Genomic DNA, 26,354 nt, shown 5'->3' with positions numbered 1-26,354 from the left:
ACGAAAGCGGGTGTCGAGAAGGGTGCGGCGGCTCCGAGGTACCGGCGCAAGGCAAGCAACCCGAGGAGGACGAGATGACCGAGACCACCACCCGGCCGAGCGCCGGCCTGCGAGCTCTCGACCGGCTCGTCGGCACCTGGACGGTGACCGGCGGCGCGGCGGGCACGGTGCGCTACGGATGGATGCCCGGCGGGTTCTTCCTGCTCCAGCACGTGGAGCTCAGCCAGTTCGGGCAGCCGGTCACCGGCATGGAGGTGATCGGCAACCTGCGCCCGTTCGGCGAGCCGGCGGGCACGGACGTGGTGTCCCGTTTCTACGACTCGACCGGCAACACGCTGGACTACGTCTACGAGCTGACCGACGACACGCTGACCATCTGGGGTGGGGCGAAGGGCAGCCCGGCCTACTTCCGGGGCACGTTCAGCGCCGACGGCGACTCGGTCACCGGCGAGTGGGTGTACCCGGGCGGGGGCGGCTACCCGTCCACCATGACCCGCGTCTGACGTTCCGGGGGCCGGGAGCGGGGACGAACCGCCGCTCCCGGCCCCCGGAACGTCAGAACAGGGCGATGAGCACCAGGATCACGAGCACGGCGATGACGATGCCGACGATCGGCACCCCACCGGGACGCCTGCGGTAGTGGCTGCGGACCGTCGTGGTGCGGAACAACCCGTACGGCACCCGGCGGCGATGTCTGCTGACCCACGGCATGTCTGCTTCTCCTTCCGCCATGTTCGAAGCAGGAGTACCCAAGCCACGGCGCGGCGACACCAGATGGCTGACTCCGCGAGTACCGGCGTTTCGGTTCGGCGACGGCCGAACGGATCCGGTCATACGGTGCCGGCATGACGGCATCCGCGCTGACCGACCCGGCCTTCACCATGCCCCCGGTGCCCGACGGTGGTCCCCGGGACGGGATTCGCTGGCTGCGTGGAACGGTCGCGCGGTTCGCCGACGGGCAGGCACACCAGCGCCGCCGCCTGCACGTCACCGGCATGCTGGCCCGCGCAGACGTCACCGCGCTGCGCGCGGCCGCCGCGGCGGCGACCCGTGCCGTGTTCGACAGCGGGCACCCGGTCGACGTGCTGGCACAGGTGGCACCGGTCGTTCCGGTCGAGGTCCTGGCCGAGGCACTGGACATGCCGCCGGTGCCGGTCCACCACGTCGCGGCGGCGGCCGCGGCCTACCAACCCGGTGGCGACTCCGCCGACGCGCAGGCCGACAACGCGGTCGCGCACCTCGTCACCGTCTTCGGCGGGGTGCCGGACGAGTCGACGGCGGCCAGGATCGGGGTGCTCGTCCAGGCCCACACCGCCACCGCCTGCCTCATCGGCAACGTCGCGCGGACCCTGCCACGCGCACCCGGCCTGCCCGCGGACGCGCTCGTGGCGAGGACACTCCGGCTGGCTCCGCCCGTGCGCACCACCCGCAGACTCGACACCGGCACCGGCGCGGTCGTGACCGTCGACCTCGCGGCGCGCCGACTCCCGTTCGGCGCGGGCCCGCACGAGTGCCCCGGCCGCGACCACGCGGTCGCCATCGCCGAGGGGGTCGTCGAAACCCTGCTCGAATGTCCGATGTGGACGATCAGCGCCGGGGCTCGCCGTTCCCGGTAGCCAGCAGGGCCGCCACCCGGTCCGCTTCCCGCAGGCCCATCTGCCGGTACAGCGCCAGCGCCGCCCGCCACGACGCCACGGCGTGGGCGGTGCCACCGGTGGCGTACCGGACGCAGCCGATGCCTTCCAGTGCCCGCGCCTCCTCGTACCGGTCGCCGGTGGCACGCGCCATCGTGAGCGCGTCGGTGTGCCACGAGCACGCCGGCGCGGGCGAACCCGTCGCCAGGTGGGCGGCGCCGAGGTGGTTCAGCACCTCGGTCACGATGCCGTGCGCGCCGATCGACTCCGCCGTGCGCAGCGCCTCCTCGTAGCAGCCGATCGCGTCCTCGACGCGGCCCGCGAGGCGGTGCACCTCGCCGAGGTTGCCCAGCGTCCGTGCCGTGCCGCCGCTGTCGCCCGCCTCCCGGAAGACGGCCAGGGCCTCGGTGCAGTCACGCAACGCCCGCTCGTGGTCGCCGAGCCTGGTGTGGACGACACCGAGGTTGGTCAACAGCGTCGCCCTGCCGACCCGCAGATCCAGTTCGCGCACCAGCACGAGCGCCTGCTCGTAGTGGTCGATCGCCTCTGCGTAGCGGCCGAGCCGCTCGTAGAGGTTGCCGAGGTTGTTGAGCGCGCCCGCTTCGGCGTTGCGGTCGCTGCCCGCGCGGCAGATCGCCAGTGCCTGACGCTGGAGGCGCATCGCCTCCTCGTGCCGCCCGAGCCGCTGGTGCGCCACCCCGAGGTCGTAGAGCGCGGCGCCCTCCGCCGCGTCGTCGCCTGCGAGCCTGCTCGCGTGGAGCGCGTGCCCGAGCACGACGAGCGCGTCGTCGTGCCTGCCGCCCTGGTCGAGGCGCCGCCGCAGCACCGAGGCCAGGTCACCGGCCGGGACTGCCCAGCCCCGGTCCGCGGTGAACGCGAGCACGGCGAGCAGGTTGTGCCACTCGGCGTCGAGCCACGTTCGCGCCTGGACCGGGTCGGTGAGCGGCGGCAGGGCCACCTCGCCGCCCTCCGGCTCCCCGGTGTCCGCGTCGTTCGGGTGCAGCACGTTCATCGCCCTGGTCGCGGCCGAGGTGAGGTAGCCGACGAGCCGTGCGACGGCGGCGTCGCGGTCCGGCACGGACAGTTCCTCCGCCGCGCGTTCGCTGGCGTAGGTGCGCACCAGGTCGTGCATGTCGAACCGCCCGTCGGCCAACCGCCGCACCAGGTGGGCCCGCACGAGCCGCTCGACGCGGCCGCGTGCGGCACGCAGGTCGGTGCCGAGCAGCGCGGCCGCGGCGTAGGAGTCGATGGCCCTGGCCGGGTGGGCCCCGAACAGCCAGAAGTCCGCGACGTGCCCGCCCAGGTGGCGCAGGGACCAGGAGAACACCGTGCCGATGGCGGTCGCCGGGTCGCCGACGTCGAACAGGCCGGTCCCCTGCTCGGTCAGCTCCGCGACCAGCTCGGGCAGCGGCTGTTCGCGGCGCACGGCCTGCGCGGCCACGATGCGCAGTGCGAGCGGCAGCCCGCCGCAGTGCCGCGCCAGCCGCCGCGCGGCGGCCGCCGACTCCTCGGACTCCTCGACGCGCACACCGATGTGCGCCCGCAGCAGCGCCAGCCCGTCGTCGGCCCGCAGCGGGCGCAGCTCGAACTGCCGGGCACCGGGTTCGACCTGGAGCCCGGCGAGGTCGGCGCGGCTGGTGGTCACGGCGAAACAGGTCGGGCTGCCCGGCAGGAGCGGCCGCACCTGGTCGACGTCGACCGCGTTGTCCAGCACCACGAGCAGCCGCCTGCCGGACACGACGCTGCGGAACCGGGCCGCGCGTTCGTGCTCGTCGTCCGGGATGCCCGCGTCCTCGACGCCGAGGCCACGCAGGAAACCGGCCAGCACGTCCGCCGGGCGCCTCGGTTCGAGCGGGGAGTACCCGTGGAGGTCGACGTAGAGGCAGCCGTCGGGGAACAGCTCCACGACGCGGTGCCCCCAGTGCACGACGAGCGCGGTCTTGCCGACCCCGGCCGGACCGGAGATCGTGGACAGCCGGACCGGCACGCCACCGTCGCCGGGACCGGCGAGCACCGCGCTCAACGCGGCCAGCTCCGGCTCGCGGCCGGTGAACCCGGCCGGGTCGGCGGGCAGCTCGTTCGGGGTGCGGCGCTCCGGCTCCCGGCGACGGCGCAGCACGTCCCGTGCGGTGGCGAGGCGGCGCCGCTCGGCGGCGGGCACCCCGAGCGCGGTCAGCAGGTCGTCCAGCACCTCGACCGGCGGCAGGGTCGTGCCGGCGAGGTAGGCGTAGAGGGTGCTCTGGGAGACGTTGAGTTGCCTGGCGAGCGCGGCGACCTTGACCTGTCCTTCCGGACGGCGCCGCGCCCAGCGCTTCAGCGCGCGGCCGAGGTCGGCGGACGTCCTGATGGGTTCGGCGTCGGCCGCGTCGCCGGACATCGTTCACCCCGTTCCAGACTTTCCAGACTTGGCGGGCACTCCTGGCGCTCACCCTCCGATCATGATGCGCTACCCAGCGACACCGGAAACGAGTGGAGGCTCGATGAGGAGAAAGCTAGCGGTGCTGCTGACCGGCCTGCTGATGGCCGCCGGACTGTCGGTGGCCACCGGTGCCACCGCACAGGCGGCACCGTGCGGTGGCACGTACACGATCGTCGTCGGCGGGATGAACGACCCGACGTCGAGCATCTTCACCGGCAACGTCAGCCAGCGGGTCGGCTACTCGGCCGCGCTCAACAGCCAGAGCGCGCGGGAGGGCGTCAACGAACTGAACCGGCTGATCCGCGACCAGCGGCGGCTGTGCCCCGGCCAGCACGCCAAGGCCATCGGGTTCTCCGAGGGCGCCGCGGTCGTGCACATCTGGGTCACCGAGAACTGGCAGACGTTCGGCAACGTGAACGCGGTGCTGATCGCCGACCCGAAGCGCGCGGCAGGTCCTGGCGCCGCGGGTCTCGCCGGGCAGTGGTACTCCGGGATCATCGGCGCACCGCTCGCCGGCGCGGACAACTTCTTCGGCAACGTCCCCACGGTGACCATCTGCACCGACGACGTGATCTGCGACAGCACGGCGGCCTCCGGCTGGCTCGGCTACCCGCACAACCACATGAACTACAGCTTCAACGTCGACCACTACTCCAACGACGGCAACGGGCAGTGGTTCAACGGGGTGTTCATCCCCCGGTAGGCGCTCCACGGGGGTGGAGAAACACGACGAAGGTGCGTGGCCGTCCAGGCCACGCACCTTCGTCGTGACAGCTAGCGGGTACGCGCCGTGCGGCGGCGACGGCCGCCGAACAGGTCGCCGAGAACCCGGAAAGGCAGAGTGAGCACGCTCTTGACGGTGGCGGCAATCGAACCCGCGGCGTTGCTGCCCCGTCGTGCCGGCCTGGCCATGGTGAACTCCTCCTCTTCGCCGTTCATGTCCCCCAAGGACTACCCGCCCCGAAGCTCACTCAAACGGGTGACGGTCCGGGCCACGGTCGACCGCCAGGAATTGTCGGTGGCCGGTGTCACACTGTCCCGTGGTCGGGGAGACGACCACGAGGAGGTATCGATGACCGGCGTACGCGTGCTCGTCGGCACCCGCAAGGGTGCCTTCGTGCTGGCCTCGGACGGAACCCGCGCGAAGTGGACGGTGACCGGTCCGCACTTCGGCGGCTGGGAGGTCTACCACGTCGCGGGTTCTCCCGCGGCACCTGACCGGTTGTACGCGTCGCAGTCCACGGCGTGGTTCGGTCAGCTCATCCAGCGCTCCGACGACGGTGGGGTGTCGTGGCAGCCGGTGGGCAAGGACTTCGCCTACGACAGCGACCCCGGCACGCACCAGTACTACGACGGCAGCCAGGTGCCATGGGAGTTCAAGCGGGTGTGGCACCTGGAGCCGTCGCTGACGGACCCGGACCTGGTGTACGCGGGCATCGAGGACGCGGGGCTCTTCCGCACCACCGACGGCGGCGCGAACTGGCACGAACTGCCCGGTCTCCGCGAGCACGGCACCGGCCCGACCTGGCAGCCGGGCGCGGGCGGGTTGTGCCTGCACACGATCATGCAGCACCCGACCGACCCGCAGCGGCTGTTCGCCGCGATCTCGGCGGCCGGCGCGTTCCGCACCGACGACGGCGCCAGGACGTGGAAGGCGATCAACCGCGGTCTCGTCTCCGACGGCATCCCCGACCCGGACGCCGAGGTCGGCCACTGCGTGCACCGCCTCGCGACGCACCCGTCGCGGCCGGACACGCTGTTCATGCAGAAACACTGGGACGTCATGCGCTCCGACGACGCCGGGGAGAACTGGCGGGAGATCAGCGGCGACCTGCCGAGCGACTTCGGGTTCCCGATCGCGGTCCACGCCCACGAGCCGGAGACGGTCTACGTCGTCCCGATCACCAGCGACTCCGAGCACTACCCGCCGGAGGGCCGCCTGCGCGTGTACCGCTCGCGCACCGGCGGCGACGAGTGGGAGCCGCTGACCACGGGCCTGCCGCAGGAACACTGCTACGTCAACGTCCTGCGGGACGCCATGGCCGTCGACACCCTCGACGACTGCGGAATCTACTTCGGCACCACCGGCGGCCAGGTCTACTGCTCCCCCGACGCGGGCGGCACGTGGTCGCCGATCGTGAGCGACCTGCCGCCCGTGCTCTCGGTGGAGGTGCAGACGTTGTGACCGTGCGGGTCAAACTGCCCACCCACCTACGGCGGCTCGCGGGCGTGGACGGCGAGGTGCGCCTGGACCTGCCTGCCGAGGTCACCACGGACACGGTGCTCGATGCGCTGGAGGCCCGCCACCCCGTGCTGCGCGGCACCATCCGCGACACCACGACCGGCCGCAGACGGGCGTTCGTCCGCTACTTCGCCTGCGAACAGGACCTTTCCCACGAGCCCCCCGGCAAGCCACTGCCCACCCGGGTGGCAGACGGCTCGGAACCCTTCCTGGTGGTGGGCGCGATGGCAGGCGGCTGACCTCGCGCCCCGAACAGGCACCGGCCAGCAAGCGGGTGCCTGGCCGGCGCCTTGGTTGGTGCTCTCCCACGGGCCGCGGCGGTCGCGGCGGCGGTGACCAGGCCAACCCACCTATGATGGGTCGCTGCCACTCGTAATCTCCTGGGGGAGTTCGCGCATGGTCCCGGTCACCGGAGTCCGATGGGTCGCGGTGTTCGCGTGTGCCGTCGCCGCGCTGGGTGTGGTGCCCGGCGCCGCCGGTGCGCAGCCGCCGCCCGGCGAGGAGGACAGCATGGCGGCGCCGCCGCCGTTGCCCGCCGGGGCCGAGGTGCCGGTGGACGACGGGCAACCGGACGAGGAGTTCGTGCGGGAGACCAACTGCGTCTCCTCGCTGCCCTCCACCGAACCGCTCGAGTACAAACCGTGGGGCCAGGACCTGTTGCGGTTCACCGAACTGCCGACGTTCGCGACCGGCGCAGGCCAGAAGGTGGCGGTGATCGACACCGGCGTGTCCGACCACGCCTACTTCGGCGGGCGGCTGGAGGGCGGCGGCGACTACGTGGTCCGCGACGGCGACGGCCTGGAGGACTGCGACGGGCACGGCACCGCGGTGGCCGGCATCATCGCCGCCGACCCGGCCGACGACGCCATCGGGTTCCGCGGCATCGCGCCCGCCGCGCGGATCGTGAGCATCCGGCAGACCAGCGCCAACTACCAGTACACCGATCCCGCCACGAACAGCCGGCGTGGCGCGGGCAGCCTGGGGACGCTCGCGAAGGCCGTCGTCCGGGCCGCCGACACCGACGACGTCACCGTGATGAACATGTCGGTGAACAACTGCCGGCCCGCGAGCAAGGCGCGGATCCAGCCGGACGAGGTCGCGCTCCAGGCGGCGCTGCGCTACGCGGTCGAGGAACGCGACGTCGTCGTGGTCGCGTCGGCGGGCAACGTGGGTGAGGGCAACTGCCCGGACCAGAACGGTGCCGACCCGAGGAACCCCAGCCAGATCGTGCTGCCGCCCTGGTTCTCCGACCACGTGCTGTCGGTCGGCGCGATGACGGAGGCCGGTGAGCCCGCCGAATTCTCCATCCAGGGCCCGTGGGTGTCGGTCGCCGCGCCCGGCACGGACATCGTCTCGCTCGACCCCGCCAACCCCGGCCAGCTCGCGAACCAGACCTTCGACAAGGAGGGCAAGCAGGCGCCGATCCAGGGCACGAGCTTCGCCGCACCGTATGTCGCGGGGCTCGCCGCGCTGGTCCGCGAACGCTTCGAGGACCTCGACGCGCGGCAGGTGATGCACCGGATCAAGGCCACGGCCGCGCACCCGGCGGCGACCGGCGGCCGCGACATCCGCGTCGGCCACGGGATGATCGACCCGATCGCCGCGCTGACCGCGTTCATCCCCGCGGAGGAGAACATCCCGCCGGACGAGGCGGCGGCGGTGCCGTTCGAGATGCCGCCACCCTACGAGCGCGACTGGGGTCCGGCGCAGGTCGCGGTCATCGGCACGGCGACCGGCTTCGGGTTGCTGTTGCTGACACTGTTCGTGGTCCACACGGTCCGCCGCAACCGCCGTCCGACCTGACCGGTCCCTCCTGCGGGGGAGGCGTTTCCCCGCTGTGGGGAGGGCTGTCCCGGTGCGCGGTCCCTATCGTCACGAGCGTGGTTGCTGACGATCATCGGAGGCGCTGGCCTGCCTTGGGCCTGGCAGCGCTGTTCCTCGCCTACGCGGCGGGCAAGGCCGTCCTCGCCGTACAGGACCGGCTCGGGTTCCCCGGCGGGCCGCCGGTGTCCGCCGCCGAGAGCGAAAGCTACTTCCTGGACGCGGCGACCGCGCAGTGGTCCGCGGTCGCGTCCGGTGTGCTGGGTGCGTGGCTCGCGCTCGCCACCGTGACACCGTTGGGGCGCAGGGTCCCGAGAACGGCGCTGCTGGTCGTGCTCGCCGGGATGCTGGTGTCCGTCGCGGGGGGCGCGGGAATCATGGTCCTGGACGGCTTCCTCGACGTCGGGATCGGCTGGCGCTGGTACCACGGCGTGCTCGGGCTCCTCGCCATCGGGCTTTCCGTGGAAACCACCCGTGCCTACGCCGCGGCCACGAAACCGCGAGCGGTCATGGCGGGCACCTGGATGATTCCGTGAAGTCTGGGTGGGCGGTCGGTCGTCGTGTTCCGGTTGGTGTTGTGTGTTTGTCCTCGCCGGACGGGCAGGTCTCGGGGGTGGCGGAGGGGTTGTTTGGCTGCGGTTGGGTTCGGGTCTGCCTGCCATCCCGTCGACCTCCCAGGGGCTATCACACCGCGTCAAGGGGGCCTTTCCGCATGTTGTGATTCGGGTGTTTGGCCCCCCTTGACACGGCGTGATCGGGCTACGCCAGGTCGACGGGATGGCAGGGAGCCCCTATGGGGTGGGCTTGCGCCACCGTCAGGGTTGCGCAAGGCTGGGCCCCGCTTCGCGGTCCGTTGTGCCGGGCTTGCTTGTGCCGGGCTTGCTGTGCGGGTCCCGCTTCGCGGGCCTGGGCGCGGAGAGCCCAGGCTTTGGTGCTGTGAAAGGCGCGTTCACGGCATTCGGGATGCCGTCAATGGGCCATTCACGGCGCTCAACGCCGTCAATGTGCCATTGACGGCACCGGTTGTGCCGTGAACGCGCCTTTCACGGCATCGACCCCACCCCCGTCTCGGGCGACCGCAGGGGTGTGGGGGGCGGGCCTGATGACGGGTTCTTACGCCAAAGCCACTTCACATGATCTACGCGGAAGCAATCGTCTCGGCACCGCTCGTCACCACCGCGCCGGGTTCCTGCGGCAGACTTGGGGCGGAGACCCTTGGAGGCCAGGTGAAAGCTCGCCCCACCGTGTTCGCCGTCTGTGCTGTGACCGCCGCCGCCCTGCTGTCCGGATGCGAGCAACTGCGGCAGGCGCTTCCCGAGTCCACCGCACCCGCCCCACCCGCCGCACCCGTGGGCCCGGCGAGCGAGTTGCTGGCGCAGCTGCAGATCCAGCCAGAGGACACCGGCGCGCACTACGACCGTGACGACTGGCTCACCGGCTGGGCCCGCGACGGCGAGTGCACGACGCGGGAAACCGTGCTGCGCCAACAAGGCCAGGGCGTCACGATCGACGGGCGGTGCGCGCCGACCGCGGGCACGTGGCACAGCAGGTACGACGGCGTCACCACCGACGACCCCCCGCGACCTGGAGATCGATCACATCGTGCCCCTCGCGGAGGCGGCGCGGTCCGGCCCGGTGGTGGACGGGCGCCGCCAGCGGCCCGGGGACTGGCCGCCCGCACAGCGCACGGCCTTCGCGAACGACGTCGATGGCCTGGTCGCGGTCACGGCGGCCAGCAACGGCGCCAAGTCCGACGAGGACCCGGCCGCCTGGCTGCCGAGCCAGGATCCGTGCGGCTACGTGACGCACTGGGTGCGGATCAAGAAGAAGTACAACCTGTCCGTCGACCGGGCCGAGCACGACGCGATCGCGTCCGTGCTGACCAAATGTCCTGTGTAGACGGTGGCTGCTACGGCGTGCTCGCTCCCGGAGCGGGTCCGGTGCGCAGGATCCGCCAGCTGACGTAGACGCACAGGGCGATGGCGGGGGTGCCCAGCGGTGTGGCGGCGATGCCGAGCGCGACGTCCTGACCGGCGAGGTAGAACGGCGCCATCGCCGACGGGGCGAGGGACCACCCGGATGCCGTGCAGCGCCCTGAATGGTCCGTTCAGGGCGCTGAGCGCCCTGAACGCGCCTTTCAGGGCACCCGGCGGGCGGGCCACCGGAGGACGGCACCGCGGCAGGCGAGGAGAGCGCGGACGCTGGTGCACCAGATCCCCCGCAACGGCGGAGGGTCCCGAATCGAACGGGGTGAGGAGGAAGCGTCCGCATGGCCTCGGTTGTCGTCACGCCGGGATCAGCTCGCCGATCCGGTCCAGGGTGTACACGGTGGAGCCCGCCGGCAGGCCGTCGGGGGCGTCGATGCCGACGAACGTCACCGGCCCGGCCGGTGGCGTGCCGTCCCAGGTCCGCACCTCGGTCCGCGTGCGCACGCGGTCGAGGAGCCAGGACACGGTCAGGCAGCGCCGCTCCACCAGTGCCCGCACCTGGTCGGCCGTGGTGAACGTGTTGTCCTCCACCCGGTTGAACGCGGGCCTGCCCCGCAGGTACAGGTGCAGCCACACGGCCTGCCAGCCGTGCTCCTGCCGTGCGAACACCATCGGCAGCGCCACCCGGCCCGTGCCGGACAGCCGCGACCGCGACCGCACGGTCCGCGCGTCGAACGGCGCGCCCCGCTGGTCCCGATCACGGGTCTGGTACCCGAACATCGACTCCGCCACCTCGTCGAACGTCTCGCCCGCGTAGACGTACACCTGCGGCACCACGTACTGCACCGGGATGTCCAGCGGCACGTCGATGAACTCGGTCGCGCCGTCCGCGGCGGCGGTGATGTCACCGGAGTGCACCACGCCGCCGTGGCGGTAGTTCGTCCAGGACACCTGGCCGGCCGTGTGGAACTCCTCGTCGAGCAGCAGCAGGGACAGGTCGTGGTCGGTGCGGCGCGCGCTCTGGCGCCAGTAGGTGAGGAACCGCAGCACCTCACCGGTCACCGGCGCCCGCGAACCCCTCGGCAGCACCGCGAACCCGCTACCGGACGCCTTGCCCGACAACGGCAGCGCGACGTCGAGCACGTCCGGGTCCACCACCACCGGGTGCGTGAACTCCGGCAGCCTGGCCGCGACCGCCGCGTCCAGCCGTGCCGACAGCTCGGCCACCAGCCCGGCCGGCAGCGGCGGGCGCTCGTCCGGCCCGACCCACGCGCGCCGCGAACGGTTCACGTACATCCGGGCCGAGGCGGGTGCCAGCCGGTTGCCGACGTGCTCCCGCAGCGAGCAGAGCACCCGGCCCGACGCCGTGCCAAGCGCACCGGTGACCGCGTCGACCACCGGATCCCGCTCGGCGGGCGACGCGAGCCGCAGCAGCCGGTCCGCGGACCGCAGGAGCAGTCCCGGCGCGGCCGACAGCACCGCGGCGGCCGGTGCGATCGCCCCGGCGCGGACCGCCGCCTCGGCACGGCCGGCGAGGTTGCGCACCCTGCGCTCCCCGCGCGCCACCGCGAACACGTCCTGAGCGTGCGGCCACCGGCCGTACTCGTGCGGGTGCAGTCGCTCCCCGAGCCGCTTCCACTGCTCGGCGTACCGCGCGACGTCGCCGAGCCTGCCCGGGTTCGCGCCGACGACCGCGTCCAGTGCGGCCAGCATGATCCGCCGCTCCCTGCGCCGGAACGCGCGGAACCGCGTCGGCGTCGCCAGCGAGACGTCACCGCCGGACACCTGGCAGGCGAGGCGCAGCACGTCGGTCGTGGTGTCCACGGCGACGAGCGGTGCGCCGAGCACGAGCCGGATCCCGTTGAGCACGGCCCGGTTCTCCCGCACCGGGATCGCGGCGGGCTGCGCGCCGTCGGCGCACGCGACCGCGAGCTCGGACAGGATCGCGAGGTCGTCCTCGCCGAGCGGCGCCGCGCTGCCCGCGAGGGCCAGGTACAGCCGCGTCACCTCCACCTCGGCGGTGTCCCCGAGGTGGAGCACGGTCAGCCGGTCGCCTGCCGAGGCGACCAGATCGTCGTGCGCGGCCAGCAGGTCGGCGTGGGTGTGCCGGTAGGTGCCGTAGCCGGGCAGGGTGAGCAGGTCGACCCAGCCCGAGGTGACCGCGTCCCGGAGCTGCTCGCCGGTGGCGTCGCCGCCGCCCGCGAGCACGGCGGCACGCAGCCGCTCGACCCAGAACTCGACGGTGTCCGGGACGTCGTCGGGGAAGCCGATGAAGTACGCGTTGTGCCGGACGTGGTCGCCGACCAGCTCGCGCACCGAGGACACGACGGTGGCCGCGAGGTCCATCGCCGGTCCGGTGGCCAGCCCGCCGACGTGCGCGAGCAGTGCCCGCGACGCGGAGAACCCGACGTCGAGCAGTGCCGCGTCGAGCTGCCGGGCCACCGGCGTGCCGTCGCCGGCCGCGCCGGTGCTCGCCGGCACGCGCAGCGTCTTCCGAATGACCAGCTTCTCGAACACGGGTCCTCCTTTCGTACTGTTCGGACACTCCACTGTGGAGCAGAATGGTCGCGCGTCCTGGTGTCGATCCAGGTGTCCCGGGGCTATGAGTCCCGGATGGCCGCCGGGCCACGCGCGCTGGGGTGGCCGACCGGACTCGCACCGGCTTCGACCGGGTCCACAACCCGGCGCCTCGTCTACTTCGGCTTCGACCACAGCGGAGGATGCAGGATTCGAACCTGCGCGACGTTCGCACGCCGACCGCCGTTCTCGAGACGGCTGCCTTACCTTGCTCGGCCAATCCTCCTGTCGGTACACATGACGACCGACCCGGCTGGCGGGGGCGGCCAGAGGCCGTGGGTCGCCGGGGACTCGAACCCCGAACCTGTCGATCAACAGGGAGTAGGAAGCGCCTCCATGTCCGCGTTCGCGGGGAGCGGACGCGCTACTCGTCCGACTGCTCTGCCAGTTGAGCTAGCGACCCTTGGTGTGTCGAGCGGCCGGTGGGCATCGAACCCACTTCTCCGGTTTGGAAGACCGGCGTGTCCGCCCAGTTCACCACGGCCGCGAAACCCCTTTGCGGGGTGTTCTGCTCCACTGTCGAGTTTGTCGACCAAACAAGCAATTCCGAATTCGCGCACGGCAAAAAGAAAACCGCCCTGGCCGGTTTCCCGGCGGGCGGCCCCCTGGCGTGACGTCATCACGTCACGGTGGGGAGCCCTCTCCGTGCGACCGCGAGGTCTGGCCGGAGCCACTGGCGTGCCGCCCTGACCGGTGTGCGCCCGCGACCGCGGTACCGCCTGGGCACCACGCCGATCGCTTGCACATTCGGTTCGCCATCTTTTTCCTTCCACCGTTCCGGGCGGGACAATCATGACCGAACCCCGGTGGGCCGTCAACGCCGTTAACGAAATCGCGGCAATTCGAGAGCCGGGGTATTCGCCGCCGAGGAACGTTCAAGTGTTCGCCTGCTCGCTGACCGGGCATGACGTCACGTCCAGCGCACGGCGTCGCTGTCGCCGTCGGAGAGGAACGACGCCAGCGCCTGCCCCTCCCCTGTCACGGCCGCGCGGTCGGACCGGGCGAGCCGGTGCAGCGGGGTGATCACCACCGTGCCGTCCTCGACGGTCCAGGTTGCGGCGACGCGGCCGTCGACCAGGACGACGCGGGCACCGGCGACCGACAGGCCGCGGTGGGCGTCGTCGATGATCCTGGTGCGGTCGTGGTAGCCGAGGATCGCGTTGTCGAACGCGGGCAGGAACCGCGCCGGGGCGGGGGTGTCCGGGTCGGGCCGCGGCGCGTCGGGAAGGTCGAGCAGCTCCCGGCCGCGTTCGTCGCGGAAGGAGACCAGCTCGTCGCGGACCGCCGCCACGGCGGCCGGGAGCCCGGCGAGACCGGACCAGGAACGCAGGTCGGCCGTGGCGGCCGGCCCGGACGCGGCCAGGTAGCGCCGCACCAGCGCCTCGCCTGCCGGGTCGGTGCCGTCCTCGGCCGCCGGTGCGGGTTCGCGGCCAAGCCACGCGGCGAGCGGCAGGTTGCGCGCACCGCCCTTGGTGCGCCACAGCCCGCGCGGGGGCAGCTGCACCATCGGGATGAGCGCGGCGACCAGCAGCTCGCCGAGTGGCCGGGGACCCGGTTCCGGCCAGCGGTCGGCGAGCGCCCGCGCCAGCTCGGGCATCGACCGGGGCACGCCGTCGGCCATCACCTCCCGGCCCGCCGCCGCGAGCTCGTCGAGGTCGACCCCGGTGAGCTCGCCGCGGTAGGTCGCCAGCACCCGCTGGCGCAGCATCGGGTCGTGGCGGGCGCGCCACGCGAGGACGTCCTCCGCGGTGAGGAGGTGGACGGTGCGGCGCATCAGGTGGGTCCGCACCACCCGCCGCCCGGTCAGCAGGTCCGACAGCGCGGTCGGGTCGAACGCGCGCAGGCGCGACCACAGCCCGGTGAACGGTTCCTGCGGCTCCTGTGCCTGCAGCCCGCACAGGTGCGCCACGGCGTCGCGGACCGGCATGGCGGCACGGTCGAGCAGCAGCTGCCTCGCCAGTGTCGCGCGGTTGAGCGCCCTGGTGTCCAGCACGGTCACGGTCGCGCCTCCGGGGTCAGCTCGGCTTCTGGTTCGTCGAGGGCAGCGGGTAGGGCGCTGTCGTTGACTGGCATGCGGCAACACTCGCAGGGACAGCGGCCAGTTTCTGTCCTCTTCTCGCGGCAGTATCCGAGTATGCCGAAAACCTCAGCGCGACTGCTGGCGTTGCTCTCGTTGCTCCAGGCACGCCGGGACTGGCCGGGCGCGCTGCTGGCGAAGCGGCTGGACATCAGCCAGCGCACGGTCCGCCGCGACGTCGACCGCCTGCGGGAGCTGGGCTACCCCATCGTGGCCGCGAAGGGCCCGGATGGCGGGTACCGGCTGGGTGCGGGCGCCGACCTGCCCCCGTTGCTGTTCGACGACGAGCAGGCCGTCGCCATCGCCGTCGCGCTCCAGGTCGCCGCCACCACCGGCGCGGGTGTCGAGGAGGCAGCGGCGCGGGCGCTGAACACCGTGCGGCAGGTGATGCCCGCCCGGCTGCGCCACCGGATCGACACGTTCCGGGTCACCGCCGTGGCCCGGTCGAGCACCGCGCCGGTCACCGGCGAGGTGCTCGTGGCGCTGAGCGCCGCCGTGCACGCCGGTGAGGTGCTGCGCTTCGACTACTCCCCCGGGTCCCCGCCGCGCCGGGTGGAGCCGCACCACCTCGTCACCTGGGGCGGGCGCTGGTACCTCGTCGCGTGGGACCTCGACCGCGACGACTGGCGCACCTTCCGCGCGGACCGGATCAGCCCGCGAGTCCCGACCGGTCCCCGCTTCCCGCCGCGCGAGCTGCCCGGCGGCGACGTGGCCGCCTTCGTGGCGGGCCGCTTCCGGGGCACCGACGGCCCCGGCGACTGGCCGTGCCGAGGGGAGGTGGTCCTGGCCCTGCCCGCCGAGGAGGTGACCCCGTTCGCCGGTGACGGGCTCGTCGAGGCGCTCGGCCAGGACCGCTGCAGGCTGGTGCTGGGCTCGTGGTCGTGGGCGGGCCTTGCCGCCGCCATCGGCCGGTTCGACGCCGACGTCGAGGTGGTCGGCCCTGCCGAGCTGAGGGCCGCGTTCGCCCACCTGGCCCGCCGCTACGCCAGGGCTGCGCGCAGCTCCACCGCGACGTCGTGAAGATGAGGCGTTCGCGATCCCGCCCCGCTGAGCACCGCCGGTCCCGGGCTGGGAACCGGCGGCGGTGCGGGTGCCCTCGGTCAGTCGTTGCCCGCCTCGATGGCCGCGTGGTCGAGCAGCTCGTCGGCGTCGAGGACCCTGCCCCTCGACGCGATCACCTCGGCGCCACCCTCGGGCATCGCGCCGATCAGGCCGGTCGACGCGGCCTGTGCGGCGCCGATCAGCGTCGGGTGCTCGCTGCCGACCATGCCCAGCCCCGCGTACTGCTCCAGCTTGGCGCGCGAGTCCGCGATGTCGAGGTTGCGCATGGTCAGCTGGCCGATGCGGTCGACCGGGCCGAACGCGGAGTCCTCGGTCCGCTCCATCGACAGCTTGTCCGGGTGGTAGCTGAACGCGGGCCCGGACGTGTCGAGGATCGAGTAGTCCTCGCCCCGGCGCAGCCGCAGCGTCACCTCGCCGGTGACCGCCGTGCCGACCCAGCGCTGCAGCGCCTCGCGCAGCATCAGCGCCTGCGGGTCCAGCCAGCGGCCCTCGTACATCAGCCTGCCCAGCCGCCGCCCCTCGTGGTGGTAGCTCGCCAGGGTGTCCTCGTTGTGGATCGCGTTGACCAGCCGCTCGTACGCCGCGTGCAGCAGCGCCATGCCGGGCGCCTCGTAGATGCCGCGGCTCTTGGCCTCGATGACCCGGTTCTCGATCTGGTCCGACATGCCCATGCCGTGCCTGCCGCCGACGGCGTTGGCCGCCATCACCAGCTCGACGGCGGAGCCGAACTCCTCACCGTTGATCGTCACCGGTCTGCCCTGCTCGAAGCCGATCGACACGTCCTCTGGCGCGATGTGGACCTCGGGATCCCAGAACCGCACGCCCATGATCGGGTCGACGATCTCGATGCCGGTGTCGAGGTGCTCCAGCGACTTCGCCTCGTGGGTCGCGCCCCAGATGTTCGCGTCCGTCGAGTAGGCCTTCTCGGTGCTGTCCCGGTACGGCAGGGCCCGGCAGGCCAGCCACTCGGACATCTCCTTGCGGCCGCCGAGCTCGGAGACGAAGTCGGCGTCCAGCCATGGCTTGTAGATCCGCAGCGACGGGTTGGCGAGCAGGCCGTAGCGGTAGAACCGCTCGATGTCGTTGCCCTTGAACGTGGACCCGTCGCCCCAGATCTGGACGTCGTCCTCGAGCATCGCCCGCACCAGCAGGGTGCCCGTGACCGCCCGCCCGAGCGGCGTGGTGTTGAAGTACACGCGGCCACCGGTGCGGATGTGGAACGCCCCGCAGGCCAGCGCGGCGAGCCCTTCCTCGACCAGGGCGGCCCGGCAGTCGACCAGCCGCGCCAGCTCGGCGCCGTACGCCGCGGCCCGCCCGGGGACCGAGTCGATGTCCGGCTCGTCGTACTGGCCGATGTTCGCCGTGTAGGTGCAGGGCACCGCACCCTTCTCGCGCATCCACGCGACCGCTACCGAGGTGTCGAGGCCACCGGAGAAGGCGATGCCGACCCGTTCGCCGACAGGGAGAGAGGTGAGGACTTTGGACACAAGAGTCATTATGCATGATGATGCATGACCATGCGATCCGGGGTCGGTGGAGCGCGCCGCTGCGCGGGGTTCCGTCCGCGCCGGGCTTGCTTGTCCCGGGCTTGCTGTGCGGACCCGTCATCAGGCACGACCCACACCCCTGCGGTCGCTCGAGACGGGGCGGGGCCGATGCCGCCGCGTTCACGGCACAACGAGTGCCGTGAATGGGCCGTTCAGGGCGCCCAGCGCCCTGAACGCGCCTTTCAGGGCATTGCCACGCCGTCAACGCGACAACCCGCGCGCCTTTCGCGGGCGGTGCGCTGAAGGTCAGGTACCCGTTTCCTGCGTTCAGCTGGGGTAGGTGGTGATCTCCGTGGCCTTGACGCCGGCCCACAGCGGGGTGCCGGGCCGCAGGTGCAGCTCGGCGACGGTGGCGGGGGTGACGTCGGCGAGGACCGGCGGGGCGCCGTCGAGCCGGACCCGGACGGTGTGCGCGTGCTGTTCGACGTGCGTGACGGTGACCGGCCAGCAGTTGCGCGGACCGCCCGCGGGTGGTTCGGGGTGCAGGCTGACCGCGGTCGGGGGGAACGCGACGTGGACCGGGCCCGTGGCCGGTTCCGCGATGGTCAGCTCGCCACCGCCCGCCCCGGCGTCGAGGGTGACGACGGTGTCGCCGGCGGCGCCCCGGTACAGGTTGAGGCCGACGAGCTGCGCGACGTAGTCCGTGCGTGGCTGCCTGGCGACCCGCGCGGGCGGCCCCTGCTGGACGACCGCGCCATGCTCGATGATCACCAGGTGGTCGGCGAGCACCATGGCGTCGAGCGGGTCGTGGGTGACCAGCAGGGTGTGCCCGCCGTAGTCGGCGAGGTGGCGGCCCAGCTCGGCGCGGATGTGCACGCGGGTGCTCGCGTCCAGCGCCGCGAGTGGTTCGTCGAGCAGCAGCAGACGCGGGTCGGTGGCCAGTGCCCTGGCCAGCGCGACACGCTGGGCCTGCCCACCCGACAGGGCACGGGGTTTGGCGTCGGTGTGGTCGCCGAGACCGACCTTGTCCAGCCACAGCCGGGCGGTCGCGCGGGCCGCCACGCGGTCGGTGCCGCGGGCGCGGAGCCCGAACGCGACGTTGTCGAGCGCGGTCATGTGGTTGAACAGCAGGTAGTCCTGGAAGACGACGCCGAGGGGCCGGTGCTCGGTCGGCACGAACACGCCGGGCGGCTCGTCCCAGGTGTCGTCGTCGAGCCGGACCGCACCGGCGGTGAGCGGCACGAGGCCGGCGAGCGCGCGCAGTGCGGTGGTCTTGCCCGCCCCGTTGGGCCCGAGCAGCGCGACCACCTGGCCGGGTTCGATGGTGAGGTCGGCGGCGAGCCGGAAGCCGGCGGCGCGGGCCACCACGAGGTTCGCGTGCAGGGTCATCGCGTCACGTCGGGGTCGACAGCCACCGGTCGCGCAGGCTGACCAGGACGGTGACGGACAGGAGGAGCAGGACGATCGACAGGACGATGGCCGCGCCGGGGTCGGTTTCCAGTGCGAGGTAGACGGCGAGCGGCATGGTGGTGGTCTTTCCCGGGAAGTTGCCCGCGAAGGTGATGGTGGCGCCGAACTCGCCGAGCGCGCGGGCCCAGCACAGCACGGTCCCGGCCACCACGCCCGGCGCGATCGCGGGGAGGGTGACGCGGCGGAAGGTCAGCCAGCGGGACGCGCCGAGCGTGGCCGCGGCCTCCTCGTAGCGCGGGTCGGCGCCACGCAGTGCCCCCTCGACGGCGATGACGAGGAACGGCATGGCCACGAACGCCTCGGCGATCACGACGCCCGCGGTGGTGAACGGCAGCGAGATGCCGAACCAGGCGTCGAGGTGCTGGCCGATGATCCCCCGCCTGCCCAGCACCAGCAGCAGCGCCACCCCGCCGACCACCGGCGGCAGGACCAGCGGCACGGTGACCAGTGCCCGCAGCACCCGGCGCCCCGGCAGGTCGCTCCTGGCCAGCAGCCACGCCAGCGGCACCCCGAGCACGAGGCACACGACGGTGGCGAGGCTGGCGCAGACCACCGACAGCGTCAGCGCCTGGCCGACCTCCTCGCTGAACAGCTGACCGGCCAGTGTGGACCACGGCGCGCGGATCAGCAGCCCGGCCAACGGCACGACGAGGAACGTGAGACCGATCAGCGCGGGAACGGCCAGGACGAGCGGGAGCCGTCCGTTGCCCCTGCGCCGGACGGAGGTCGATGTGCTCACGGCGTGCCGAACCCCGCCTCGGTGAGCACGGCCCGACCGTCGTCGGACCGGACGTGGTCGACGAACGCCTTGGCACCGGCCGGGTTCGGCGCGTTCGCGCACACGGCGACCGGGTAGGAGTTGACGGCCCGGTCCGCCTCCGGGAACTCGATGCCCTCGACCCGCTCGCCCGCGGCGAGCACGTCGGTCCGGTACACCAGCGCCGCGTCGACCTCACCGAGGGACACCTTGGACAGCACGGCCTTCACGTCCTGTTCGAGCGTGTCGGGGACGGCCGTGATTCCGGCCGCCTCGAACACCTCCGCGGCCGCGGCGCCGCACGGCACCTGCTCGGCGCACAGCGCGATCTTCAGGTCCGCCTCGGCGAAGTCGGCCAGCCCGGTGATCCCGGCCGGGTTGCCCGCCGGCACCACGATCTCCAGCGTGTTCGTGGCGAAGGCGACCGGGTTCGCGGTGACCGAGCCGGTGTCGGTGACCTGCCGCATGTTCCTCGGCGCGGCCGAGGCGAACACGTCGGCCGGGGCACCCTCGTTGATCTGCTGCGCAAGACCGGAACTGCCCGCGAAGTTGAACCTGACCGTGACCCCGGGGTGCGCCGCCTCGAAGTCCTCGCCGAGCCGCGTGAACGACTCGGTCAGCGACGCGGCGGCGAACACCGTGACCTCGCCGGTGACCTCCCCCGGCGCCGCGGCGGACCCGCCCCCTGCCCCGCACCCGGAAAGCGCCACGGCAGCGACCGCGGACAGGCAGCCCGCACGCAGGTGGCGGAACATCTCACGCCTCCGGGATCTCGACGACGACGTGCGTGGACTTGATCGACGCGACCGCGACGCTGCCCACGTCGAGACCGAGCTCGTCCGCGGCCTCCCTGCTCATCAGCGAGACGATCCGGAACGGCCCGGCCTGCATCTCGACCTGCGCCATCACCCCGTCCTTGACCACGCGGGTGACGATCCCCCGCATCTGGTTCCGCGCGGACCTCGCGATCGTGACGCCCGCCTCCGGGGTCTCGGCCTGCCGCTGGAGGAACGCGGCGAGCTCGTGCCCCTCGATGGCCTTGCGGTTGTTGTCACCCTGCACGACCGGAAGCCGCCCCTGGTCGACCCAGCGGCGGACGGTGTCGTCGCTGACCCCCAGCAGACTCGCCGCCTCACTGATCCGCAACTTCGGCATGCCGGGCATTCTAACCACGCAAACGCGGAGATCAATCCCTGATTCAGCAGATCTGGCGGTGTCGCGCGGTGCCGGTGACACCTGGCGCCCGGTGGCGATATTTGCCTGCCAGCCGACGGACTTTCGCACGAATCCGACCTAGTTTCGTTGACTTCTAACGAAAGCTGTTCTTTGCTGTGTGTGACGCAGCCATCGCGCACCGGAGCGTGAGGGCACGTTCCCGGCCCGAGGAGGAAGCCCATGCGGCTGCTCGCCGCCCTGCTCGCCGCACTCACCGCGTCATCGTTCGTCCCCGGCCACGCGGCCGCGCAGCCCGACCTCCCGCCCCAGGAACCCGGTGTGACGATGCGGGTGTTCGACGTGCAGGTGGTCCTGGACGACTACTGCGTGCTCAAGACCGGCCAGACCCCCAACGTCGACAGGCTGATGCCGACGATCGACTGGTCCACCACCGCGGACTTCGGCATCGCCGACCGGTTCGTCACCGAGGTGAGCGGTTATCTGAACATCGCCGACCCCGGCGAGTACCACTTCCGGATCACCAGCGACGACGGCGCCCGGCTTCTGCTCGGCGGCACGACGGTGGTCGACCATCCCGGCAGGCACGGCGCGACCCCGAAGGACGGCTCGATCGTCCTGGACGCCGGTCCCCACGCGCTGCGCGTCGACCACTTCGACGGCGACTTCGGCCAGGCGCTCAAACTGGAGTGGCAACCGCCGGGTGAGGATGGCTTCAGCCTCGTGCCGGGCAGCGTGCTGAGCACCGACGCCGAGGTCACGCGCGTCACCTCCCCCGGCCGCAAGGAATGCGAGGGCGCCACCGACTCCCCCGGCGACGGCCTGCCGCTGAACGCGGTGCACCCCGACTACACGCTGACCGACCTGCGACCCGACGGCTTCGAACCGCAGGTGACCGGCATGGACTGGCTGCCGGACGGCAGGCTGGCCATCAGCACCTGGGGCGGTGACCGGGAGTCCGTGCTCGGCGAGGTGTACCTGGTCGACGGCGTCACCGGCAACACCGACCCGTCGCGGGTGACGTACAAGAAGATCGCCGAGGACCTCCAGGAGCCGATGGGGCTCGCCTACGTCGACGGCACCGTGTACGTGTCCGAAAAGGACGGACTGACCGCGCTCGTCGACACGAACGGCGACGAGGTCACCGATACCTACCGCACGATCGCGACCTGGCCGTTCGGCGGGAACTACCACGAGTTCGCGTTCGGCCTGGTGTACGAGAAGGGCTACTTCTACGTCACCACGGGCATCGCCATGGTGCCCGGTGGCGCCACCGCCGACCCGCAACCGGTGCCCAACCGCGGCTCCACCCTCAAGATCGACGGGCAGACCGGCGAGGTGTCCTATGTGGCCGGTGGGCTGCGCACGCCGAACGGCATCGGCCGGGGCCCGGAAGGCGACCTCTTCGTCACCGACAACCAGGGCATGTACGTGCCGACGTCGAAGCTGGTGCGCGTCAAGCAGGGCGCCTTCTACAACCACCACACGAACCCCGACGGCCCGTACGACGACCAGCCGGTGACCGAACCCGTGCTCTGGCTGCCGCACGGCGAGATCTCCAACTCGCCGAGCAACCCGCTCATGCTGACCAACGGGGCGTTCAAGGGCCAGATGGTGTTCGGCGACGTGACCTACGGCGGGCTGCAGCGCGCGTATCTGGAGAAGGTCGGCGGCGAGTACCAGGGCGCGGTGTTCCGGATGACGCAGGGCCTGGAGTCCGGGGTGAGCCGGATCAGCCTCGGCCCGGACGGTGCCATATACACCGGCGGCATCGGGTGGGAGGGGAACTGGGGCCAGGCTGGCAAGCTCAAGCACGGCCTGCAGAAGCTGACCTTCGACCGCGCCCGCACGTTCGACATCCACGCCATGCGCGCGGTCGACGGCGGTTTCGAGCTCACGTACACGCAGCCACTGTCCGAGCAGACCGCACAGGACCTCGCCGCGAAGTACCGGGCCGAGCAGTGGCGGTACGTGGCGACACCGCAGTACGGCGGGCCGAAGGTCGACGAGGAGACCGTCGAGGTGACCTCGGCGACGCTGTCGGCCGACCGCACGAAGGTGACGCTGAGGATGGCCGGGCTGGAACCGGGCCGCGTGGTGTACGTGCACTCGCCGCGCCCGTTCGCATCGGCTTCCGGGGCGCAGCTGTGGAGCACCGAGGCCTGGTACACCCTCAACCGGCTGCCGGACGGCACGACGGCACCGCCGGAGTACGAGGCGGAGTCCGCCCGGCTGGCCGGTGGCACCGGGTGGAACACCAACCACACCGGCTATTCGGGGGCCGGGTTCGTCGACCGCAACTGGGAGCCGGGGAGCAGCACGACGTTCGCGGTCCGCACGGACCGGGCAGGCCGCCACGACGTCGCGCTGCGGTACGCGAACGGGCAGAACGCCGATCCCGCACCCGTTCCCAGGTCGATGAGCCTGTACGTCAACGGCCGGAAGGTGAAGCAGATCTGGCTGGCCAGCACGGTCGACTGGAACAGGTGGGCCACCCACGTGGAGACGGTGCCGTTGCGCAACGGCGCGAACACGATCTCCTACGTCTACGAACCGACCGACGTCGGCCACGTGAACCTCGACAAGATCACCGTCACGCCGTCGAAGCGGACCACGTTGTTCGACGGGACGAACCTCGACGCCTGGGAGACGACGAACGGTGGTCCCGCCACGTGGCCGGTGGCGAACGGTTCGGTCGAGTCGCTCGGCGGGGACATCCGCACCAGGGAGAAGTACGGCGACTTCCGGATGCACGTCGAGTGGTACCAGCCGCGGTACCCGCCGGAGGTCACCGGACAGGCCCGGGGCAACAGCGGCGTCTACCTCCAGGAGCGCTACGAGCTCCAGGTGCTGGAGTCCCACGGGCAGCCACCGGCGAACAACGGAGCGGGCGCGATCTACCTGGAGAAGCCGCCGGACGTCAACGCCGCGACCCCGCCGGGCACGTGGCAGACCTACGACATCGAGTTCCGGGCGGCCCGCTTCGACAGCAACGGCGTCAAGACGGCGGACGCGCGCGTGACGCTCCGGTGGAACGGCGTGCTCGTGCACGACGACGTCGCCATCGACGGCAGCACCGGAGCGGGCCGGCCGGAGGACCCCGCACCAGGCCACATCCGGTTGCAGGACCACGGCGATCCCGGCGAGAACCCGAGGTTCCGCGACATCTGGATCCAGCGGCTGTGACAACCGTCCCGTAGCTCCGGGACCGCGTGCCCCGCCACGGCTTCCGTGGCGGGGCACGCGCGTCACAACCAGCCGTTGTGACGCGCCGGGCGCCCGGTTGTTGGTGCTCGGCCACCTACCGGCTCGAACACACCCCGGCCGACCGTGTCGCCCGCACCCTGTCGGCCTGGTCCATCGGCACCGGCGCCGCCATCGCCGTCCTCACCGCGCTCGCGGGCCTGCTCGCCGACGCCACCAGCCCGCGCACCGCCATCACCGTCGCCGGGCTGCTCGTCCTGGCCAGCCCGGCGCTGCTGCCCCGGCGAGGGACGGACCGGCCACCGCTCGCGTGAGGTGGCTCAGTCCCAGGTCATGCTGATCGTGCGCGCGGTGTTGACGTAGCCGGCGCGCAGGAAGGCGTTCGCCATCGGGGTGTTGCCGAGGTCGGTGGCCGACCGGATGCGCGGGACCTCCCGCGCGGCCAGGACGCGGGTGCCTTCGGCGAGGATCTCGTCGATGTAGCCGTTTCCCCGGTGCTCTGGCAGCACGGCCAGGTACCCGATGACGTGGTTGTAGTCGTTGCGGGCCGGGGTGACGAACCCGGCGGGCTCGCCGTCCGGCAGCGTCGCGACCCGCCACCACTCGCGGGGGCTGCGGTAGTGCGCGAGTTCGTCCTCGTAGTGCCGCACCGCTGCCTCGCGGGCGGACATCCGGGTGAGGTCGGCCCTGCTGTGTGCGTCCAGCGTCCCGTCAAGGACCCTGGTCATCAGCCCGAGCAGTTCCCCGGTGTCGTGGACCGGCCGGAACGCCAGGCACCCCGCCGGCTCGGGGACCGGTGCCCCGGGATGCCATTCGAAGCGCAGCCGTTCGACGAACAGGCGGGCGCCCAAGTGTTCCAGGACGGCCATCCGGTTCTCGACGACGCGCCTGGTCACCTCGCCGTCACGCCAGTCGGGCGGGACGATCCGGCTGTACTCGGGTGGCCGGGTCCCCGCCGGGACCACCTCGGCCATGGCCGTCCGCAGCAGCGCCACACCGGCGTCGACGCCGTCGTCGCTGCCACCGTCGCTGCCATCGTCGCTGTCGTCGATGTCGAGCACGTCCAACAGGAACGGGGTGTCGTCCCCGGCCTGGCACCACCACGCGACCCTGGCCAGCAGGCGGTCACCGCGAAGGGCGACCCACAGCCATTCCGGCCGGCGGCGGCCGTCGGCGAGGTCGTCGGCAAGTTCGTCGTCGAGGACGTACGGCAGCCGGGTGAAGAGGTCCAGTTCCTCCGGTCCGGTGATCGGACGCATGATCAGGTCGTTCTGGTCCACGGGTCAGGCACGCTCCTGGGTCAGGCTCGGGGTCGCAGCCCCTGCGGATCTACCCGATCACCGTCAGCCCCGCAATCCGGTTTCCGGTTGACAGGTCTGCGAAAGTGGGACCTCGTGGGAGCCGAGGACGCGGACAGACTCCGACGCATGGCCGGGCTGGCGACACCGATGGCGCTGCGGGTCGCGGTGACCATGAGCCTGCCGGACCGGCTACGCGGTGACGGCACCACGGTGAAGGACGTCGCGAACGACCTGAACGTGTCACCGGTCGCACTCGGTCTCCTGCTCGGACACCTGGCCACGCTCGGCGTCGTCGAGCGGACGGACACCGGCTACCGCACCACCGAGTTCGGCGCGCACCTCCGCGCCGATGCCGGGAACGGTCTGCACAACCTCCTGCACCTGGACAACGCCGGTGGCCGCTCGGAACTCGCGCTGGTCGAACTCGCGCACAGTGTGAGGACCGGTCGGGAGGTCTACTCCCGGCGCTACGGCCAGGACTTCTGGGCCGACCTCGCAGCACACCCTCGGCTGCGCGAGTCGTTCGACCGGCAGATGACCGGCCGGTTCGCCGGGCAGATCCCGCGGGTCGTCGCCGGGTTCGACTGGGCCCGGTTCACCACCCTCGTCGATGTCGGCGGCGGGCAGGGCACACTGCTCGCCGCGATCCTGACCACCCACCCCCACCTGCGCGGCCACCTCGTCGACCTGCCGCCGACCGCCGCCGACGCCCGGCGCACCTTCACCGCCCACGGCCTCGACGACCGGACCGAGGTGACCGGAGGCAGCTTCTTCGACCCCCTCCCCTCCGGTGCGGACGCCTACCTGTTGTTCGACATCGTCCACAACTGGGACGACGAACACGTCCACCGCATCCTGGCCCGGTGCGTCGAGGCGGCACGCCCTTCCGGCCGTGTCCTGCTCGTCGAGGCGGTCGGCGGGCTGCGGGCCGACACCGAGATGGACCTCGTCATGCTCGCGTTCCACGGCGGCCGCGAACGCGGTCTCGACGAACTCCGCGCACTCGCCGCCGCGCACGGACTGGCCATCGACACCGTGACCACGCTGACCGACGAACGCTGCCTGCTGGAGTTCCACCTCGTCTGAGGCACGCCAGGTGTCCGAACGCCACTTCCTGAGCGTCCGAAGTGCCGTGAACCACGACGGTGGCACAAGCCCACCCCAAAGCCATCCCGTCGACCTGGCGAAGCTGCTCGACGCCG

The 26,354-nt window shown here is 72.1% G+C and carries 25 protein-coding genes and 4 tRNA genes; 13 read left to right on the top strand and 16 right to left on the bottom strand.

Annotation, left to right across the window (positions count from 1 at the left end; genetic code table 11):
- Positions 1-74: 74 nt before the first annotated feature.
- The gene (locus tag ACFPCV_RS26745; RefSeq protein WP_378059098.1) at positions 75-503 is read left to right on the top strand and encodes a hypothetical protein; all 429 of its coding nucleotides are present in this window, start codon (positions 75-77) and stop codon (positions 501-503) included.
- 52 nt (positions 504-555) lie between these two features.
- On the opposite strand, the gene ACFPCV_RS26740 is transcribed toward ACFPCV_RS26745, so the two are convergent.
- Positions 556-711: a hypothetical protein gene (locus ACFPCV_RS26740; protein WP_378059097.1), complete on the bottom strand. Its 156-nt coding sequence runs from the start codon at positions 709-711 to the stop codon at positions 556-558.
- 134 nt (positions 712-845) lie between these two features.
- Here ACFPCV_RS26740 and ACFPCV_RS26735 point away from each other — a divergent pair, with 134 nt between their 5' ends.
- Positions 846-1,616, top strand: a complete 771-nt coding sequence (locus tag ACFPCV_RS26735) for a cytochrome P450 family protein (RefSeq protein WP_378059096.1) — start codon at positions 846-848, stop codon at positions 1,614-1,616.
- Here ACFPCV_RS26735 and ACFPCV_RS26730 read toward each other — a convergent pair.
- Positions 1,588-4,011 carry an ATP-binding protein gene (locus ACFPCV_RS26730; RefSeq protein WP_378059095.1) on the bottom strand — a complete coding sequence of 808 codons (2,424 nt, stop codon included), beginning with the start codon at positions 4,009-4,011 and terminating at the stop codon, positions 1,588-1,590. The two genes, ACFPCV_RS26735 and ACFPCV_RS26730, sit on opposite strands and share 29 nt — an antisense overlap.
- Before the next feature lie 103 nt (positions 4,012-4,114).
- Between ACFPCV_RS26730 and ACFPCV_RS26725 the strand changes: the two genes are divergently transcribed.
- Positions 4,115-4,756, top strand: a complete 642-nt coding sequence (locus ACFPCV_RS26725; RefSeq protein ID WP_378059094.1) for a cutinase family protein — start codon at positions 4,115-4,117, stop codon at positions 4,754-4,756.
- A gap of 71 nt (positions 4,757-4,827) precedes the next feature.
- Here the strand turns inward: ACFPCV_RS26725 and ACFPCV_RS26720 are convergent, their stop codons facing one another.
- The gene (locus tag ACFPCV_RS26720) at positions 4,828-4,992 is read right to left on the bottom strand and encodes a hypothetical protein (RefSeq protein ID WP_378059093.1); all 165 of its coding nucleotides are present in this window, start codon (positions 4,990-4,992) and stop codon (positions 4,828-4,830) included.
- Positions 4,993-5,125: 133 nt separating this feature from the next.
- On the opposite strand from ACFPCV_RS26720, the gene ACFPCV_RS26715 reads away from it, so the two are divergent.
- From ACFPCV_RS26715 to ACFPCV_RS26695, 5 genes are all read left to right on the top strand, one after another.
- Positions 5,126-6,238 carry a WD40/YVTN/BNR-like repeat-containing protein gene (locus tag ACFPCV_RS26715; RefSeq protein ID WP_378059092.1) on the top strand — a complete coding sequence of 371 codons (1,113 nt, stop codon included), beginning with the start codon at positions 5,126-5,128 and terminating at the stop codon, positions 6,236-6,238.
- The gene (locus tag ACFPCV_RS26710; RefSeq protein ID WP_378059091.1) at positions 6,235-6,534 is read left to right on the top strand and encodes a MoaD/ThiS family protein; all 300 of its coding nucleotides are present in this window, start codon (positions 6,235-6,237) and stop codon (positions 6,532-6,534) included. The genes ACFPCV_RS26715 and ACFPCV_RS26710 overlap by 4 nt, the downstream gene beginning before the upstream one ends.
- A 157-nt stretch (positions 6,535-6,691) precedes the next feature.
- Positions 6,692-8,098, top strand: a complete 1,407-nt coding sequence (gene mycP, locus ACFPCV_RS26705; protein WP_378059090.1) for a type VII secretion-associated serine protease mycosin — start codon at positions 6,692-6,694, stop codon at positions 8,096-8,098.
- A gap of 77 nt (positions 8,099-8,175) precedes the next feature.
- Positions 8,176-8,652 carry a hypothetical protein gene (locus ACFPCV_RS26700; protein WP_378059089.1) on the top strand — a complete coding sequence of 159 codons (477 nt, stop codon included), beginning with the start codon at positions 8,176-8,178 and terminating at the stop codon, positions 8,650-8,652.
- Between the two features lie 1,066 nt (positions 8,653-9,718).
- Positions 9,719-10,015, top strand: coding sequence for a hypothetical protein (locus ACFPCV_RS26695; RefSeq protein ID WP_378059088.1), 297 nt, complete (start codon positions 9,719-9,721; stop codon positions 10,013-10,015).
- Between the two features lie 10 nt (positions 10,016-10,025).
- Here the strand turns inward: ACFPCV_RS26695 and ACFPCV_RS26690 are convergent, their stop codons facing one another.
- The 6 genes from ACFPCV_RS26690 to ACFPCV_RS26665 form a co-directional block, all read right to left on the bottom strand.
- On the bottom strand, positions 10,026-10,169 hold the full coding sequence (locus ACFPCV_RS26690) for a DUF3159 domain-containing protein (RefSeq protein ID WP_378059087.1): 144 nt from the start codon (positions 10,167-10,169) through the stop codon (positions 10,026-10,028).
- A gap of 232 nt (positions 10,170-10,401) precedes the next feature.
- Positions 10,402-12,561 carry a hypothetical protein gene (locus tag ACFPCV_RS26685; RefSeq protein ID WP_378059086.1) on the bottom strand — a complete coding sequence of 720 codons (2,160 nt, stop codon included), beginning with the start codon at positions 12,559-12,561 and terminating at the stop codon, positions 10,402-10,404.
- Between the two features lie 118 nt (positions 12,562-12,679).
- Positions 12,680-12,756: transfer RNA gene (locus tag ACFPCV_RS26680), tRNA-His, on the bottom strand.
- A 2-nt stretch (positions 12,757-12,758) separates the two neighbouring features.
- A tRNA-Ser gene (locus ACFPCV_RS26675) sits at positions 12,759-12,847 on the bottom strand.
- 50 nt (positions 12,848-12,897) lie between these two features.
- Positions 12,898-13,024, bottom strand: a tRNA-OTHER gene (locus ACFPCV_RS26670).
- Between the two features lie 11 nt (positions 13,025-13,035).
- Positions 13,036-13,108 (bottom strand) — tRNA-Gly (locus ACFPCV_RS26665).
- On the opposite strand from ACFPCV_RS26665, the gene ACFPCV_RS26660 reads away from it, so the two are divergent.
- Positions 13,083-13,235, top strand: coding sequence for a hypothetical protein (locus ACFPCV_RS26660; RefSeq protein ID WP_378059085.1), 153 nt, complete (start codon positions 13,083-13,085; stop codon positions 13,233-13,235). The two genes, ACFPCV_RS26665 and ACFPCV_RS26660, sit on opposite strands and share 26 nt — an antisense overlap.
- A 296-nt stretch (positions 13,236-13,531) precedes the next feature.
- Here ACFPCV_RS26660 and ACFPCV_RS26655 read toward each other — a convergent pair whose 3' ends face one another.
- On the bottom strand, positions 13,532-14,620 hold the full coding sequence (locus ACFPCV_RS26655) for a winged helix DNA-binding domain-containing protein (RefSeq protein ID WP_378059084.1): 1,089 nt from the start codon (positions 14,618-14,620) through the stop codon (positions 13,532-13,534).
- Positions 14,621-14,755: 135 nt separating this feature from the next.
- Here ACFPCV_RS26655 and ACFPCV_RS26650 point away from each other — a divergent pair, with 135 nt between their 5' ends.
- A complete protein-coding gene (locus ACFPCV_RS26650; protein WP_378059083.1) occupies positions 14,756-15,718 on the top strand; it encodes a helix-turn-helix transcriptional regulator in 963 nt (320 codons plus the stop codon).
- 80 nt (positions 15,719-15,798) lie between these two features.
- Here ACFPCV_RS26650 and argG read toward each other — a convergent pair whose 3' ends face one another.
- From argG to ACFPCV_RS26625, 5 genes are all read right to left on the bottom strand, one after another.
- Entirely contained in the window at positions 15,799-17,247 is a 1,449-nt protein-coding gene (argG, locus tag ACFPCV_RS26645; RefSeq protein ID WP_378059353.1) for an argininosuccinate synthase, read from the bottom strand.
- Between the two features lie 327 nt (positions 17,248-17,574).
- Entirely contained in the window at positions 17,575-18,636 is a 1,062-nt protein-coding gene (locus tag ACFPCV_RS26640) for an ABC transporter ATP-binding protein (protein ID WP_378059082.1), read from the bottom strand.
- A gap of 4 nt (positions 18,637-18,640) precedes the next feature.
- The gene (modB, locus tag ACFPCV_RS26635; protein WP_378059081.1) at positions 18,641-19,456 is read right to left on the bottom strand and encodes a molybdate ABC transporter permease subunit; all 816 of its coding nucleotides are present in this window, start codon (positions 19,454-19,456) and stop codon (positions 18,641-18,643) included.
- Positions 19,453-20,229 carry a molybdate ABC transporter substrate-binding protein gene (gene modA, locus ACFPCV_RS26630; protein ID WP_378059080.1) on the bottom strand — a complete coding sequence of 259 codons (777 nt, stop codon included), beginning with the start codon at positions 20,227-20,229 and terminating at the stop codon, positions 19,453-19,455. The genes modB and modA overlap by 4 nt, the downstream gene beginning before the upstream one ends.
- 1 nt (position 20,230) lies before the next feature.
- The gene (locus ACFPCV_RS26625; RefSeq protein WP_378059079.1) at positions 20,231-20,629 is read right to left on the bottom strand and encodes a TOBE domain-containing protein; all 399 of its coding nucleotides are present in this window, start codon (positions 20,627-20,629) and stop codon (positions 20,231-20,233) included.
- 240 nt (positions 20,630-20,869) lie between these two features.
- On the opposite strand from ACFPCV_RS26625, the gene ACFPCV_RS26620 reads away from it, so the two are divergent.
- Together ACFPCV_RS26620 and ACFPCV_RS26615 are read left to right on the top strand one after the other, a co-directional pair.
- A complete protein-coding gene (locus tag ACFPCV_RS26620) occupies positions 20,870-23,833 on the top strand; it encodes a 3-keto-alpha-glucoside-1,2-lyase-like domain-containing protein (RefSeq protein ID WP_378059078.1) in 2,964 nt (987 codons plus the stop codon).
- A gap of 77 nt (positions 23,834-23,910) precedes the next feature.
- Positions 23,911-24,165 (top strand): hypothetical protein, encoded by a 255-nt coding sequence (locus ACFPCV_RS26615; RefSeq protein WP_378059077.1) that lies wholly within the window; start codon positions 23,911-23,913, stop codon positions 24,163-24,165.
- A gap of 6 nt (positions 24,166-24,171) precedes the next feature.
- Here the strand turns inward: ACFPCV_RS26615 and ACFPCV_RS26610 are convergent, their stop codons facing one another.
- Positions 24,172-25,131, bottom strand: a complete 960-nt coding sequence (locus tag ACFPCV_RS26610) for a GNAT family N-acetyltransferase (protein ID WP_378059076.1) — start codon at positions 25,129-25,131, stop codon at positions 24,172-24,174.
- Between the two features lie 147 nt (positions 25,132-25,278).
- On the opposite strand from ACFPCV_RS26610, the gene ACFPCV_RS26605 reads away from it, so the two are divergent.
- A complete protein-coding gene (locus ACFPCV_RS26605; protein WP_378059075.1) occupies positions 25,279-26,238 on the top strand; it encodes a methyltransferase in 960 nt (319 codons plus the stop codon).
- Positions 26,239-26,354: the final 116 nt, after the last annotated feature.

Origin of the sequence: Actinophytocola glycyrrhizae, from assembly GCF_042653545.1 — a bacterium.
In the GTDB taxonomy this organism is placed as follows: Bacteria; Actinomycetota; Actinomycetes; order Mycobacteriales; family Pseudonocardiaceae; genus Actinophytocola; species Actinophytocola glycyrrhizae.
This window is presented reverse-complemented; position numbering and strand designations above follow the sequence as displayed.